Annotated in this window: 13 protein-coding genes; 7 read left to right on the top strand and 6 right to left on the bottom strand. The window is 44.7% G+C overall.

What is annotated here, in order from left to right; genetic code table 11:
* Positions 1–8: 8 nt before the first annotated feature.
* Entirely contained in the window at positions 9–986 is a 978-nt protein-coding gene (locus T411_RS0110085) for an IS481-like element ISVch1 family transposase (protein WP_001889101.1), read from the bottom strand.
* A gap of 603 nt (positions 987–1,589) precedes the next feature.
* Here T411_RS0110085 and T411_RS0110090 point away from each other — a divergent pair.
* The 5 genes from T411_RS0110090 to T411_RS0110110 all read left to right on the top strand — a co-directional run bounded on the left by T411_RS0110090 (position 1,590) and on the right by T411_RS0110110 (position 8,135).
* On the top strand, positions 1,590–2,951 hold the full coding sequence (locus T411_RS0110090) for a type II toxin-antitoxin system HipA family toxin (protein ID WP_000392003.1): 1,362 nt from the start codon (positions 1,590–1,592) through the stop codon (positions 2,949–2,951).
* Positions 2,948–3,415, top strand: a complete 468-nt coding sequence (locus tag T411_RS0110095) for a helix-turn-helix transcriptional regulator (RefSeq protein ID WP_000804849.1) — start codon at positions 2,948–2,950, stop codon at positions 3,413–3,415. The genes T411_RS0110090 and T411_RS0110095 overlap by 4 nt, the downstream gene beginning before the upstream one ends.
* A 427-nt stretch (positions 3,416–3,842) precedes the next feature.
* The gene (locus T411_RS0110100) at positions 3,843–4,421 is read left to right on the top strand and encodes a class I SAM-dependent methyltransferase (protein WP_000109982.1); all 579 of its coding nucleotides are present in this window, start codon (positions 3,843–3,845) and stop codon (positions 4,419–4,421) included.
* Positions 4,422–4,424: 3 nt separating this feature from the next.
* The gene (locus T411_RS0110105) at positions 4,425–7,361 is read left to right on the top strand and encodes a DEAD/DEAH box helicase (RefSeq protein WP_001283873.1); all 2,937 of its coding nucleotides are present in this window, start codon (positions 4,425–4,427) and stop codon (positions 7,359–7,361) included.
* A 69-nt stretch (positions 7,362–7,430) separates the two neighbouring features.
* Positions 7,431–8,135 (top strand): nuclease-related domain-containing protein, encoded by a 705-nt coding sequence (locus T411_RS0110110; RefSeq protein WP_001880605.1) that lies wholly within the window; start codon positions 7,431–7,433, stop codon positions 8,133–8,135.
* Between the two features lie 333 nt (positions 8,136–8,468).
* On the opposite strand, the gene T411_RS0110115 is transcribed toward T411_RS0110110, so the two are convergent.
* Positions 8,469–8,978 (bottom strand): hypothetical protein, encoded by a 510-nt coding sequence (locus T411_RS0110115; RefSeq protein ID WP_001077909.1) that lies wholly within the window; start codon positions 8,976–8,978, stop codon positions 8,469–8,471.
* 197 nt (positions 8,979–9,175) lie between these two features.
* Entirely contained in the window at positions 9,176–10,855 is a 1,680-nt protein-coding gene (locus T411_RS0110120; RefSeq protein ID WP_001139117.1) for an SWIM zinc finger family protein, read from the bottom strand.
* A 222-nt stretch (positions 10,856–11,077) separates the two neighbouring features.
* On the opposite strand from T411_RS0110120, the gene T411_RS0110125 reads away from it, so the two are divergent.
* Positions 11,078–11,761: a VC0807 family protein gene (locus T411_RS0110125; protein ID WP_000841479.1), complete on the top strand. Its 684-nt coding sequence runs from the start codon at positions 11,078–11,080 to the stop codon at positions 11,759–11,761.
* Positions 11,762–11,828: 67 nt separating this feature from the next.
* On the opposite strand, the gene T411_RS0110130 is transcribed toward T411_RS0110125, so the two are convergent.
* Positions 11,829–13,445, bottom strand: a complete 1,617-nt coding sequence (locus T411_RS0110130) for an NAD(P)/FAD-dependent oxidoreductase (protein ID WP_000620446.1) — start codon at positions 13,443–13,445, stop codon at positions 11,829–11,831.
* A gap of 246 nt (positions 13,446–13,691) precedes the next feature.
* Here T411_RS0110130 and fdxA point away from each other — a divergent pair, with 246 nt between their 5' ends.
* Positions 13,692–14,015 (top strand): ferredoxin FdxA, encoded by a 324-nt coding sequence (gene fdxA / locus T411_RS0110135; RefSeq protein ID WP_000896327.1) that lies wholly within the window; start codon positions 13,692–13,694, stop codon positions 14,013–14,015.
* A gap of 178 nt (positions 14,016–14,193) precedes the next feature.
* Here fdxA and T411_RS0110140 read toward each other — a convergent pair whose 3' ends face one another.
* Positions 14,194–14,928: an RNA methyltransferase gene (locus tag T411_RS0110140; protein ID WP_000624132.1), complete on the bottom strand. Its 735-nt coding sequence runs from the start codon at positions 14,926–14,928 to the stop codon at positions 14,194–14,196.
* A gap of 113 nt (positions 14,929–15,041) precedes the next feature.
* On the bottom strand, positions 15,042–15,440 hold the full coding sequence (locus tag T411_RS0110145; protein ID WP_000014298.1) for an ACT domain-containing protein: 399 nt from the start codon (positions 15,438–15,440) through the stop codon (positions 15,042–15,044).
* Between the last annotated feature and the right edge of the window lie 206 nt (positions 15,441–15,646).

A 15,646-nucleotide genomic window follows, 5' to 3' on the forward strand; every position in this document is an offset into this window, starting at 1 on the left:
TGTGTGATTCATAGAGATGGTTTCAATTTTCTTAGCTGAAGATCGAGCTTGTAATTTTGCTCTTGAAACCGCTCTTTCTTGATCTGGTAGTTCTGAGATACCTCTTCAGACAAAGGAGTTTGATCAGATATCTCAGTAATCCTGTCTATCGGGGTTAGCCCATTTAACGAGCTGTGGGGCCGTTCCCAGTTGTAGTAGTGTTGCCATTCAGCTAGTAGCAGATCCAGTTCTTGCAGCCCCACAGAGACATCTATGGTCGGATAGAACTCACTTTTATCTGTTTTCTGCGAGCGTTCCACTTTGCCATTCAAGTGAGGTGAGCCAGGCTTATTTGGGCGAAACTTGATCCCATAAATCATGAGTTGTTTCTGGACTTTTTCAGCAAAGAATTCACGCCCTCTGTCCGTCTGAATACGCTGGATAGGAAATGGCATCTCTTCCACGACACAATCGATAAAGTCGACTGTATTTGCTGCTGTGCGCCGAGAGTAGCACCTTAGAACCCGATAGCGAGAGCAATCATCAATAGCTGTATACTGGTAAATTCCAGGCGCTATTTTACACGTGTCCATCTGGACTCTATCACCAGGAATTGGGCGCTCATATCTTTGGAAATCTTTTTTGCGTCGGTAAGTTACGATGGGTTTGACTGATGCTTCGGATAAAACTTTATGGAGTGTCGCTGTGCTTAGGTGTATTTTGTGAAGTCGGATTAATTCCGTTTGTAAACGTCGCGCCCCTAAATTGCGTTTGTCACGCATCGTAAGGATCAATGCTCTTAGCTCATCAGTGAGTTTGGTATCTGGAGATGAATGAGGGCGTCTGCTCTGGCTTTCCAGACCAGCGATTCCACATTGCTTATATCGCTTAGCCCACTTTCGTAATGTTGGTCTGGAAATACCACAGCGTCGACATACGAGGCCTGCATCACCACATTCCTCATACATTTTTACCCACTGTAGTCTTTGTTGGATTTCTCTGTCCATAGACACCCAGTATAGTTGAAAGGATGTCTATGAATCACACACTTTAAGTCATTCACGCTACTGCTTTATCAGGGCCTATAAGCATGGATAAAAACTTAAAAAATAAATGAGACAGAAGTGCCATTGGGTAAGTAGCAACAATTTATGGGTACACTAAAAGGTACACCATTAAAAATCAAATCAATACAATTTAAATATAAACAATAAGTTAAAAAACAAGATCAACTTACCCCAGCCCACCAATCACTAGTAACGGGACGTCTCAGGACGTCCCGTTTTCTTTTCTAAACTCTTATCCTATTTGGCTTTAAGTGGTTCAGAGCGTCTCATCAAGATTCACTTTGTTCATTTAAGGCAACTGTTCATTTATTACGAACAACCTGCATCACTGAACAAACAATTAACGCCCAGCTCCCTATCGCAGCTTTACATAGCTAAAACAATCCATCCTGCTCATCAACAAATTTTGACTTACAACTCATGAGTAATAATTTACTCATAAATAGTATCCACATACATTAATGAGTAATTTTTTACTCACAACTTGAAAGAAAATGGCTTTAAGAGTAAATTTTTACTCATTGATAAGTAGAGGTGTTGTCGATGGAAGAGCTAACCGTACAAGCTTTTATCAGAGGTGAATGGATAGATATTGGTATCATCTCATTCCCTAAAAGTAGCCAACATAATTTTCGAGTGACTGAACTCAACTACCTCAGCGACTATGCGCTAGAACATTACGATAAAGATGACTTTCACGCTGTTTCACTAAACCACCCTGTCTCATTCATTTTTGATGACATGGGTAAGCCTGGATGGTTAAAGTTTCTAGACGATATTATGCCTAGTGGCGCTAGTAGACGATACTGGGTCAAACACCTAGATATTGAAGATCTTAGTTCTGATGAACAAGACTATGTTTTGCTCAAATTTGGCACGATGTCGCCTATTGGTAACTTAAGAATAAAAGACTCCCTTCCTGAACGCTACGAAGTCGCAGACAACCTCTACTTCTCTGTTGATGATGTTAAAAATCGAGCAGGTGATTTCCTCGACTATGCACAGCAAAGAGGGGCAGCCGCAGGTGGTGCAACAGGGGCTGGAGGTGAAGCGCCAAAACTGATCCTCCGATGTGGTTTCGATCATGGATCTGGCAGCGAAAAAATATGGATTGATCCATACCAAGATGACAATAGCAGCCACGACTTACATTACTTAGTAAAGTACCCTAGAGGCTCAAGAAGCACCATCGACTGTAATATTCTAAGAGCTGAGTTCTACTTCTACCACGAGCTAACTGAAATGGGAGTTGAAACGATCTCCACCGACGGTATGCGCTTGGAGGAAGGATTAAACTACCCTTCCTTATGGCTTCCTCGATTTGATGTTCAAATTATTGATCAACAAATAGAGCGATTTGGCATGGAATCAGTGTATTCCATTTTGAACAAAGGCGCTGGAGTCACTCTTGATCACGAAACAACAATCCGAACTCTCATAGAAAAAATTACTGAAAGTAATATGGTTAAACACCAAGGGTATAGGTTTGATACCCAAGCTTTCGTTATTGAATGGGTGAAGAGAGATCTACTCAACATCTTGTTTGGTAATAGTGATAACCATGGCAGAAATACTTCATTCTTAAAGGGTGATGGAGTCATAAAGCTTGCTCCCATTTACGATTTCGCACCAATGAAAGCCGATCCTGCAGGAATTCCAAGAACAACAAAATGGAAAGCCCCACTAGAGGTTGGCGGAACTTACGACTTTGTCGGCATTGCAGACACCTTATCTGATCTGGTGCCAAAGGAAATGTTATTAAAAGAGCTAGCAATTACTGCAAGTAAATGCGTAGGCCTAAAGCAGAGACTCGCTTTACGAGGAGTACCAGAACAAATCTTGGAGATGCCGGCCGTTGGACTTAATTATTTATCAGAAAAGCTCACTAAATGGGGGCTACTATGAAGCCAAGCAATAAAGAGTCCGTACAAGATACGGTAGCTCGTCTAAGAGAAAACCGAAATCAACAGCAGTCCAAGGTTGGGAAGAATGCAACTCATTCGAGCAAAGAGCAAACACCACTCGATACTCCAACGAGATCGAAAGCCTCAAAAAACGCCAAAGCAGTAAGTGCAGCAGAGCGCAAAACCGAGGCAAACAAAATCATCAAACACTTATTGCTTGGAGAGCTAACACAGGGCCAAGCGCTGAAAAGTCTACGCATTAATATACTGGGACTCAAACAGGATGTATTCGCAAGACTTGTCGATGTCTCAAGAAAAACACTCTCAGACATAGAGAATGATCGGGGCAGCTACAATACAGAGATTCTCAACAAGGTATTCAAACCATTTAGCTTAAAAATCGGGCTGCTGCCTTCTTCCCCCGATGCGTTAAAATCGCTCTTAATGGATGGTGAGGATGGGTAAATTGCTCCGTATCAGCTCTATTTATTTAGATTAAATTGCTATAACAAGCTAGCATTTTTAAATGATTTAGGAATACATGGACACGGGTTCAGTTCCTTTTGGGCTCCTAATTTATGGTTCCTAAACATGCCGTGACAGACAAAACCGCTATCCGCTACGGAAGTCAAAAACGCTGAGGTAAAGCGAATTAACTTGTAGACGCTCAAGAATTGAAACCACCGATGCTCCCTACTATTTAAACCATGATGCCATCTTCTAACTGACCCCGACTTGCCCAAGGCCGCTTGAGCTTACGAGGAGAGCATCTTGAACCGACAAGCCGTACATCCTCGATTTCACAAAGTAGCTCACAGTTACATTGCAACTCATTGAGCAATGAGGATGAGGAAGTTACACTCTGCATCCAATTCAGGAGGAGCTCACGCCAATGTCTGTAGAATTTTACAATCAAAATGCACAGCAGTTTTTCTCTTCCACTGTCGAAGTCGATTCCACTTCCCTACTTGACCAGTTTGTACCTTACTTACCTCAAGGTGGATTAGTGTTAGATGCAGGGTGCGGCTCAGGACGAGATAGTAAACGATTTCTAGATATGGGCTATCAGATCGATGCTTTTGATGCCAGTGCACCTTTAGCGGCTTTGGCTGAAGAACTACTCAATCAATCTGTCACTGTGACTACCTTCGAGAACTTTACCTCTAGTAAACGCTATGACGGAATTTGGGCTTGTGCTTCCCTACTGCATGTCACGAGAGAATCGTTACCGGAGACGTTTGCTCACTTAGCAAAAATGCTCAAGTGTGGCGGTGCTTTTTACTGCTCATTTAAATATGGTCAGGACGAGGTAGAGAGAGATGGGCGTCGCTTCACCAACTGTAATGAAGTCCTTTTAAATCAATTACTCACCTCTTCACCGCTAGCCATCGACAAGCTTTGGGTGACACAAGATCTCAGAGCAGGGCGTGAACATGAACAATGGCTCAATGCCATATTAATTAAGCGTTAAGTGATGAGTGATAGACAAAGTTTTCTGTATTCAGGTCATAAGCTCTCTTCTGGTGGTGCAAACGATCCGCTCCTACCAAGACTTGTCCAAGCCATTAATCACGCGACTGAAATTGAAATTTCAGTCTCATTCATTCAGCCATCCGGTCTGGATTTACTGTTTGATCCTCTGTTTGATGCTGTGCAAAGTGGTGCTCAGGTAAAACTCCTAACATCAGATTATCTCTCGATTACTCATCCTGTTGCGCTGCGACGCCTAATGTTGCTAACAGAACGCGGCGCTCAGTGTCGTGTATTTGAATGTGGTCAGCACAGCTTTCATATGAAATCGTACATTTTTGTCCGATGTGAACAGGGAGAAATACTTGAAGGTTGCGCTTGGATTGGTTCCAACAACATCAGCAAAACAGCGTTATTAGACAGCCATGAATGGGCTCTACGTCACGACTTTGAACCACCTGAAACCAGTGCTGCTGCCCTTGAGTTTCTCCATATTCGTCAACAGTTTGCTTCCATTTTCAACCACACAAATAGTAAAGATTTAACGCATACTTGGATTGATCATTACCTTGAACGCTATCAACAAGCGAAAAAGCAGCACGGCATGCCCATACTGGCCGATAGCCAAGATGAACAGTCAGAACCGCCAGCGCCGAATGCAGTTCAAGTAGAGGCGTTAACCGCATTGAACGCCACTAGAGCCCAAGGATTTTCTCGTGGATTAGTCGTGCTAGCTACGGGCATGGGCAAAACGTGGTTAGCAGCATTTGATGCTCTACAAACTCAGTCGACAAAAGTCTTGTTCGTTGCGCATAGAGAAGAAATTCTTCTGCAAGCGGAAAAAACCTTCTGTCAGCTTATTCCCAATGCAAAAACGGGTCTCTACAACGGTGTAACGCAAAATACACAAGCGATGCTGCTGTTTGCTTCCGTGGCAACCATAGGTAAACAAAATCACCTGCAACGCTTTGCAGCGGATCACTTTGATTACATTGTGGTGGATGAATTTCATCACGCGGCAGCGAGAAGTTACCGAAACTTACTCACCTATTTTAAGCCTAAATTTCTCCTCGGCCTAACCGCAACACCGGAACGTTCAGATCAAGCGGATATTCTCTCGCTTTGCGACAGTAATTTAGTCTTTGAACGTAACCTTGTTCATGGAATTGATGAGAAAATTCTGGTTCCTTTTGACTATCACGGTATCTACGACCAAGCCGTGAACTACCAAGAAATCCCATGGCGTAACGGTAAATTCGACCCAGACTCACTCGATAATGCCCTAGCAACTCAACGCCGTGCCGAACACGTTTACCAGCATTGGCACCAGAAAAAACAAACCCGCACACTGGCTTTTTGTGTTTCTAAAAAACACGCAGACTTCATGGCTGAGTTTTGTCTGAGTAAAGGCATAAAAGCGATTGCGGTTTACAGTGATTCAAAGGTTCGACGTAACCAAGCCTTACAGTGGCTAGATTCAGGAAAAATAGACATCCTTTTCTCCGTCGATCTTTTTAATGAAGGTACCGATCTGCCCGCTATTGATACCATTTTGATGCTTCGTCCAACGGAGTCTAAAATTCTCTTTTTACAGCAGTTGGGACGGGGATTGCGTCGAAGCATTGAAACTCAAAAAAGTAAACTGGTTGTTATTGATTTTATTGGTAATCATGACTCGTTCTTAAATCGTCCAACCACACTCTACAATGTGAGTCATTTAAAAGACGCCTTAGCCAAACACCAACAACAAGCATTACCTGACGGATGCCATGTCACTTTTGATATCACTTTGCTCAACTTTTGGCAGCAATTAACCCGGAAAATGCGTTTCTCAGTGCAAGATGAGTATCAGCAACTTGCACACCAGCTCGCACATAGACCAACTGCTAGTGAGTTTTTCTATCATGGAATTGAAATAAGTAAAGTGCGTAAACAAGCGCAAAGCTGGTTTCATTTGGTTGCGAGCCAAGAAAATGATCCCGAGTTGGCTGAGATTGTTACACGCTATGGTGATTTTCTTCTGCATGGCATTGAAAGCACCAGCATGAGTAAATCTTTCAAAGCAATTCTACTTGAGGCCTTACTCGAACTGGATGGATTAAGAACTCCGCCGACCTTAGCCACATTGGCTGAATGCAGTTACACTGTTATCGCACGCAGACCAGACCTCATGGCTGAAGACCTAACTGAAAATGCCAAACAATTTAAAGCAGCAGATAAAGATTGGCTTAACTATTGGCGGAACAACCCTATTAAGGCCTTTACGAACAAAGCAACGAAACAGGCCACTTGGTTTTCCATCGATAGCCAACAACGCTTCGTCGCTAACTTTGATATCCGAGAGCAAGATCTAGAACGGTTACACGATTGTATACAAGAATTGGTTGATCTGCGTTTGGCGGAATATGCTCAGCGACCCAAGCAACATAAAGAAAATCTTATTAAGGCTAAGAGCAAAGCTGCTGTCATTTCATTAATACCTGAACAAAAAACGATAGGAACACCTATCCCATTCTATCCAGAGCTCAAAATTGCCTGTGGCCATTTTAAGCGCGGTTCAGAGCGAGAAGTACAGACTTATTTTGTTCCTGATGGCTATGGATTACTTGATCCCACACGGCATTTTGTCTCGCCAGCCTCTGGTAACTCAATGAATGGCGGTAAAAATCCTATTCAAGATGGTGACTTATTATTGCTTGAGTGGGTGACACCAAGCAGTGCTGGCTCTATATCAAACCTCACCATGGCTATAGAAACTCAAGATGAAACGGGGGATAACCAGTACTTACTGCGGGTAGTACGTAAAATCGCACCAAACCAGTATGAACTACAAGCACAAAATCCAAGTTATCCAAATATGCCAGCAACCGATGCAATGAAAACGTTCGCACGGTTAAAAGCTGTGATAAAAAATAATAGTCAGCAATCACAGACTCGATGACGATGAATAAGGCATAATTCAAATATATAAATTTTAAATAACAATATGTAAAAAAAAGGCTAGGTAGTTATGATAGTAAAAGAAAAAACACATATTAAAACTAGTAATTTCAAACAAGACTTAGGCAATCAAGTAGAAAATGATGTCGCATTCTATTTGAGACGTCATTTTTCCGAAAATGAGAGCATCTTCATTTATAATGATTTACGTATTGAGCATAAAGGTGAAATCGCACAAATAGACCACCTTGTTGTTTATAAAAAAGGGTTTGTTATTATTGAATCAAAATCCATCAAGGGTACTGTTCAAATTAACAAACAGCTAGAATGGCAAAGAACGGTTCGTGGAAAATGGGTCGGCATGCCATCTCCTATCACCCAAGCAGAAATGCAAACCAAACTATTGAAAGCATTATTAAATGATAATGCAGAACAGTTACTAGAAAAGATATTAATGCTTCAAGGCTATTTTGGCGGCCGATGCTGGGACACTCTTTGCGCGGCTTCGAATGATGCAATCATCGATAGAGACAACATCCCATCAAAAATATCACCAATGATTATTAAATCAGAACAAATTGCTAATCGAGTGGAAGAAATAATAGCTAGTAGATCGAGTATCTTAAAACCAAATCCAACATTTAGTGATAATGAGCTTCAAAATATTAAAAACTTCTTAATTGAAGCACACAAGAACCCGTTAATCGAAGATAAAAAATTCACTAATAAGTTCAATAAACCAGATAACATTACACATCAAACAGAAAAAAAATAAACATCTCAAATCCTTGGTTTATATGTAAGGAGTGTTCAAGTAATAACACCTCACCAAAATATGGGAAATTTGGATATTATGTCACCTGTAAAGATTGTAATAAGAACACATCAATGAACGTAGCTTGCATAAAATGTGGGAATAGAAAAACCCATGTATCAAAAGATAAAAACACTTATACTGTAAGTTGCGAATGTGGTCATAAAGTAGAGTATGAATATCAATCATTAGAAAAAACAGCATAGTGTATATTTCATGATTGATATAAAATAGTGCCCTGCTTAATCAACAGGGCATGGCGTATTATGTTGATATTATTTAGTGTGGTTCATACTAGAAAGCCAACAAAAACAATATTAACAAAGAAAGAAAACCAGCACAGACACTAATTATTAGATAGATATACTTGGAAATAAATGTATTCTCTCTTGCGTTTTGAGGTTCATTTAATGGAACACGCAAAACAACTTTCTCTCCTAGTTTCTTACCAACAATACGATGTAAAGTAGCATCGTAAGTTACTAATAATGATTGAGTGTAAACCTGACCATTCCAAGTATATTCAACCTGAGGATTGAGAAATTTTTTCTTTCTAAAACGCTCCTCGATATTTCTATTGTATTTAACAGTTACTTCAAATCCGACCACGACACCAGTTGTGATTCCATATTGGTTATTGCGCTCTTTTATAAATTGTTTAATTGCACCCATTCCAGAGAGCGCAAGAGCTATTACAAACCATCCACCAATAATGAATCCACCTTGTTGTTCAAAAGTCAAAGCTGAAATGATGGCGGTAGGAATTGAGAGTAAAAAGAGGAAAAACCCATGTGCTCTATTCATATTCAATCATCCAGAAAAATATAATGCCAAACTTAATATTTATTTTGTTTATACCCTTCCTACTTGAAGCTGCAGCGGTGTTGGCTACGCTCGTTCACCCCAGTCACATAGTTTGCCTATGCTCATGAGGATTCACTTACTTGCCGCCTACCTGCACTCCAAGTTGTTTGGGTATAATAGCAACCAGAAGAGAACCACTAAACCTGCTTGGGATAGTGTTTTTTCAATAAGTTATGCATATTTCGCTTACGTTTGTAGGCTTCTGCCAGAGCGGTGATTTCGAGATAAAAATCGGCCAACACGGTGGGATTTTTGGCTAATAAACGCTCGATACGTTGTAGATGGTGAATCGCATTTTGATAACCTTGGTTGCTGGTTTGTTCAATTGAAGCGCGCGCCACGCGAAGGTAGTACTGCAACGAGATCTGAGGTTGGTTGGCAATAATGTGATCGGCCAACCTGAGTAGTACCTGACTTTCGGTGGCTCGATTGGCTACCCAATCACAGGCTTTTTTCCACGCTTGCTGCTCGATATAAAATTCGACCACATCACTACTGTTGCGGCTGATAAATCCTCGTGCATCAGCGGGTTGATAGCAGGCGATCAAGCTCTGTTCGATACGCGCTAAAAACTCCGCATCTTCAATTTGGTGTGTGGTTTTGAACGCACTCAGCTTTTGGTAACTATCAAAGGAGGGATTCTCAGTGAAAAGTCGGTTCGCCAACTGCCACGCTTGAGTCATTTGCCCCAAACAGAGGTAGAGGTTGACCTGCAGTTGCTCGCACTGCTGCTTTTCATAAGGGGTCGCGTGCTTTTTGGCTTTAGCTAACCAGAATTCCGCTTGATGTGGCTCTTGGTGCTCAAGGTAGAGCTGCACTATGTCCAGAAAATCATCGCAGCGCCACGCGATTTTTTGCTTAATGGCGATAACTTCATGCCAATCCGCTGCCATGGCCAGTAGTGGTGCGGCCCACGTTTTGAGATCCCACGCGTTTTCACGGTTTAGTGGTGTGTTCTCAATGGCTTTGCGACACAAGTGTAAAAATGTTGGGTTGCTGCGCCAAACGATCGCGAAGTCGGTTTCAATTGAGGGATACACATCAAACTCATGGTGGGTCATGCGCTCAAACATCCACTGCGCTTTCTCTTCCTCACTCCACTCCAATCGGTTCAAAATCATCGGCATCTGAACATTGATCAGCGCTTCGACTCCAAAACGTTCACCGTTGGAGTCATCAATCTGCTCTAACACGCTGTTCAAACGAGTGACTGTGTGCTGGATCAGTTTCCACTGCTGATCGGTTGCAAGTTGCATCGCAACATCAAATACCCAGTCGAGCTGCTCTTCGGCCTGTGCAAAGTAATCGCTCACGTCCCCCCAATCCCAAAGCTGTTTACGAGGGAGCGCTTGGGTAATTTTTTTCTTCAGCTCGTTATAACTGAGGCTCTGATCTTTGGGTTGTTCTTTCGCCAGTAAGGCTTGCCAAACCGACTTATCTCGCTCGAGATAATCAAGTAACATCTCGAGCCTCGCCTCTTCGCTTAATGTGCTTAGATAACGGCGGATCTGCTCACGTTCACCGTCTTCATTCTGTGATTGCTGATCGAGTAAGCAGAGGGCAACAGCCACGGCGTGCTTGCATACGGCTTGATGGCCCGCCGCAGGGCAAGTGCAGCGGCTAGAGGAAGCTTGACCGCCAGTAAGTTGTACGCGATAAAGTTGAGAGCCTTTCACTTCTGCGTTGACGGTATGCCCAGTGATGGTGAGCTTGCGTACCGAGCCACTTTTCGCGAGTTGTGCACCTTTCAGTAGTGAACTCTGTTCACACTGTTCAAACAGCGCTGAAATATCTAAAAACGAGGAGTGGCTAGGCATGGGCAGTTCCATTTCAAAGTTGTTTGGCTTTCTAGAGTAGAGATAGCTCAAGATGAATTGCACTTTGCCTATCGAATCCCGATGGTTCAAGTCACTCTATGCAATTTTTAGCTTTACTGCCCAACACCTGCTTACAATTAACCCAACGAGCCGCCATCAATGGGCTTGAGTCAAACCGCTTCATTCGTATACTGGGCGCTCAATCACTAGGAAGTTGTTTGTATGAAATCCAACCAAAGCTTACTCAGTAATGTTCTGATCAACATTGTTATTCCAGTGGTGATTTTGAGCAAAATGAGCGGTGAAGATAACCTTGGCCCAACGTGGGCATTGGTGGCCGCGTTAGCCTTTCCCCTGCTGTTTGGGGTTTACAGCTTTATTCAAGAGCGCAAAGTCAATTTTTACTCAGCGCTCGGCATGATTAGCGTGTTGCTCACCGGTGGCATTGGCTTGCTGCAACTCGACCCTGCTTATATAGCCATTAAAGAAGCGGCGATTCCGGGGCTGATTTTTGTGATTCTGGTGGTCAGTAATCTGATTGGGTATCCGCTAGTGCGTAAAATGCTGCTCAATGAAGATATTGTCGATCACGACAAGCTGCACAGCGCGTTAAGCACGCCAGAGAAGAAGGCAGAGTTTGAGCGTCGGGTGAATGTCAGCTCTTATCTGATTGCGTTCTCGTTTTTTGTTTCAGCCGTGCTCAACTATGGCTTGGCAAAGTGGATTGTCAAAAGCCCTGCGGGTACGGAAGCCTTTAACGAAGAGATCGGTAAAATGACGGCGCTGAGCTTTCCGGTGATTTCACTGCCGGTGACGATTTTGATGATGGGCGCGCTGTTCTATCTGTTTAGAAGCCTTTCCAGCATCACAGGCCATAAGATGGAAGATTTTCTGCGTAGCAAGTAATCGCTTCGCATCGAACCATCAAGATCAACAAAGGGCTCAACTGAGCCCTTTGGTTTTATTGCAAGTCTTACTCGCCTGCGAATCTCGCCATCATGTCACGTGCGACCGCTTCCGCGACTTTAATGCCGTCAATCCCTGCTGACAAAATACCGCCCGCATAACCCGCGCCTTCACCGGCTGGGTAGAAGCCTTTGAGGTTGATGCTTTGGAAATCTTTGCCGCGCTTGATGCACACCGGAGATGAAGTACGCGTTTCCACACCAGTCAGCAAGCCATCTTCAGAAGCAAAGCCTTTGATTTGACGATCAAACTCAGGGATCGCTTCACGAATCGCTTCTACCGCAAAGGCAGGCAGCGCTTTGGAAAGGTCGGTAAGCTTGATTCCCGGAGTGAAAGAAGGCTGTACATCGCCCAGTTCACTTGGGTTACGGCCTTTCAGGAAATCACCGATTTTCTGCGCGGGCGCATCGTAAGTTTCACCGCCCAGTTTATAGGCGTTGGTTTCCAGTTCACGTTGCAGACGAATGCCCGCCAGCGGATCGCCTGGGTAATCTTGCTCAGGCGAAATGCCCACTACAATCGCGCTGTTGGCGTTACGCTCAGCACGCGAATATTGGCTCATGCCGTTGGTGACAACGCGCCCTTCTTCAGACGTTGCTGCCACCACTGTACCGCCCGGACACATACAGAAGCTGTACACGGTGCGGCCGTTTTTACAATGGTGTACCAGTTTGTAATCCGCGGCGCCTAGAATCGGGTGACCCGCACTGGGTCCAAAACGCGCTTCATCAATCATGGATTGCTTGTGCTCAATACGAAAACCGACCGAGAAAGGCTTGGCTTCCATGTACACACCACGCGCATGCAGCATCTCAAAGGTATCACGCGCACTGTGGCCGACCGCGAGCACCACGTGACGAGATTGGATCTCTTCGCCGTTGGAGAGTATCACGCCGGTGATTTGGCCATCTTGCATGTGGATATCGTCAACGCGGGTGCTAAAGCGAATTTCGCCGCCCAGTTCGATGATTTTCGCGCGCATTTTTTCAATCATGGTCACCAGTTTAAAGGTACCGATGTGCGGCTTACTCACATACAAAATTTCTTCTGGCGCGCCCGCTTCGACAAATTCGGTGATCACTTTGCGGCCGTAGAAGTTGGGATCTTTCACTTGGCTGTACAGTTTTCCATCCGAAAACGTACCGGCACCGCCTTCACCAAACTGCACGTTAGATTCGGTATTCAGAGTACGCTTACGCCAAAAGCCGAAGGTATCTTTGGTACGCTCACGCACCTCTTTGCCGCGCTCAACGATGATCGGGTTAAACCCCATTTGCGCCAGCACTAAGCCAGCAAACAGGCCACAAGGACCAAAACCGATCACCAGTGGACGCTCAGGTAGGTTCTCAGGTGCTTTGGCGACAAATTTGTAGGACATATCCGGCGTTGGGCGCACATGCTGATCTTTGCTGAACTTGGCGAGCAGTTTTTCTGGGTTCGCCACTTCCACATCAACGGTGTAAATCAGTTGGATATCGCTTTTTTTACGAGCATCGTAGCCACGTCTAAACAGAGTGAAAGAGAGGACTTGCTGAGCAGGAATTTTCAACTTGGCAGCAATGGCATCAAGCAGCGCGCCTTCCTCATGGTTGAGAGGCAGCTTAAGTTCAGTTAAACGTATCATGGGATGTCTCGTGGGTCATGGGTGTCTTAGCCTCACCACTGGCGTGGCGGCTCACAATGGCGCGCATTTTACGAGAATTCGCCTCCACTGTCATATTAAAAGCTTTGTCTTAAGATTCGGGCAGGAAACGCCCACCATCGAAACGGCTTGGGTTGAATTTTAGCGGCGGCGCAGTATCATCCCCGTTCTTGATTTTTGCGTACACTTTAGGTGTGCGAAACGGCTAACTAGATAGAGCGAATTGTCATGGCTTTTGTCGTCACCGATAACTGTATCCAATGTAAATACACCGACTGTGTGGCGGTATGCCCCGCGGATGCGTTCCATGAAGGGCCGAACTTTATGGTGATCAACCCGATTGAGTGCATCGACTGTGGGCTGTGTGTGCCGGAATGTACCGCGCAAGCCATTTTTCAGGAAGACGAATTGGTGGGTGACCAACGGATTTTTATCGAACTCAACGCTGAGTTGGCGGAGCATTGGCCAAATCTGACTGAAGTGAAGCCGGCGATGGAAGACGCCGCAAAGTGGGATGGCGTGCCAAACAAACTGGATATGCTGGAGAAATAAAACCCAGCCGCGAGCTTGAGCGTGCAATCCCTTAAGACCGAAATGCCTTAAGACCGCATTACTTTAAGACCACAGCGCCTTAAGAAAAAAGCCTAGAGATGAAAAAAGCGTCGGACAGTCCGACGCTTTTTGGTTTTAGGTATGTTCGTTTTAGGTAAATTCGTTTTAGGTAAATGGATTAACTATGCTGACGGCGAATATTGTCGAGAATGATCCCCGTTGCCATCGCGACATTGAGTGACTCTGCGCCGCCAAAGGCCGGAATGGTGATCTTATCCGTCACGTACTGCGCCGCTTGCTCGCGAATACCGTGAGATTCACTGCCCATCAGCAAAATGCCTTCGGCTTGAAAAGCGGTTTGATGCACGCTCACCCCTTCCAAAAATGCACCGTACACTGGCAAATTCGCCTTGGCTAAGTAGTCGGGTAAATCCACTTGGCTAACTTGCACGCGGCCAAAGCTGCCCATCGTGGCGCTGATGGTTTTCGGGTTATACGGGTCGGCGCAATCTTGGCTGGCGATGATGTGCGAAATGCCATACCAATCCGCGACACGAATAATGGTGCCCAAGTTACCGGGGTCGGAAACGCCATCCAACGCAATCATCAACCCTTGTGCTTTAGGCACCTCGATGTGTGGGATCGCCACCACCGCAATCGCGGCGTTGTTGCTCACCAAGGTGCTGACTTTGGTTAAATCATCCAAGGTTGCTTCAATACACTCGAAACCGGCTAAGGCTTGTGCGTGCTCGGCGAGAAACTCGGCGGTCGCAAAAATGTGTTGTACTTTCAGCGTGCTGTTGGTCAGCTCTAGGACGTTTTTCTCGCCCTGAACCAGAAATAAGCCGTGCGCTTTGCGCTGTTTCTTCTGCCCTAAAGCGCGAATCAATTTGAGTTGGGTTTTCGAAATCATGGTGCTGTCCGAGATAAATGCCGGCGAATTATAGTGCAAAGCCCCTACGAGCTAAAGGGGCGCGTAGGGGAAGCCATCAAACCAACACAATGGCAGCTTTCGATTGCCAAGCGCTAGGCTTGAGCAAACTCGCCTAATGCTTGTAATGCCTGCTGCGCTTTCTCTTTTTGCACGAAAATATGGTCGTGGTAATAACCTGCAATCACATTGGCGCTAATGCCATGCTCAGCAAGCTTAGTGGCAAACGCGGCGGTTAACCCGACGGCTTCCAAACTGGAATGCACGGTTAAGGTGATCAAACTAAACAACGCGCTGCTCTCCAGCCCTGCTTGCTGCGCCTTTTCAGCCTCCAACACTAACGTCAACCCTTCTGGCTCACGAAAAGTGGCGATAGGCTCTAAAGATAAATAGTCACTCAATGCCCCATTGACTGTGCAGAACACGTAATCTCCCGCCATCAGCTCTGGCGACATGGATTGCAACAACAGTTCTAAGCTTTTGATTCCTGACATTTTTCCTCGCTTACTCTCTAGGTCTTTTGCTTGGCAGGCAGGATAGAAAAGCTCGTATCATAAGTATATGGAATATTTTTAATCCGTAATCAGTTCTACTAATAATTCTGGCATTAAGCCCTGTTATACCCAAACTACTTGGAGTTGCAGGTAGGCGGCAAGTGAGTTCATCCCCATGAGTATAGATAAACGATGTGATTGGGGTG

Source organism: Vibrio cholerae ATCC 14035 (assembly GCF_000621645.1).
Lineage (GTDB): Bacteria > Pseudomonadota > Gammaproteobacteria > Enterobacterales > Vibrionaceae > Vibrio > Vibrio cholerae.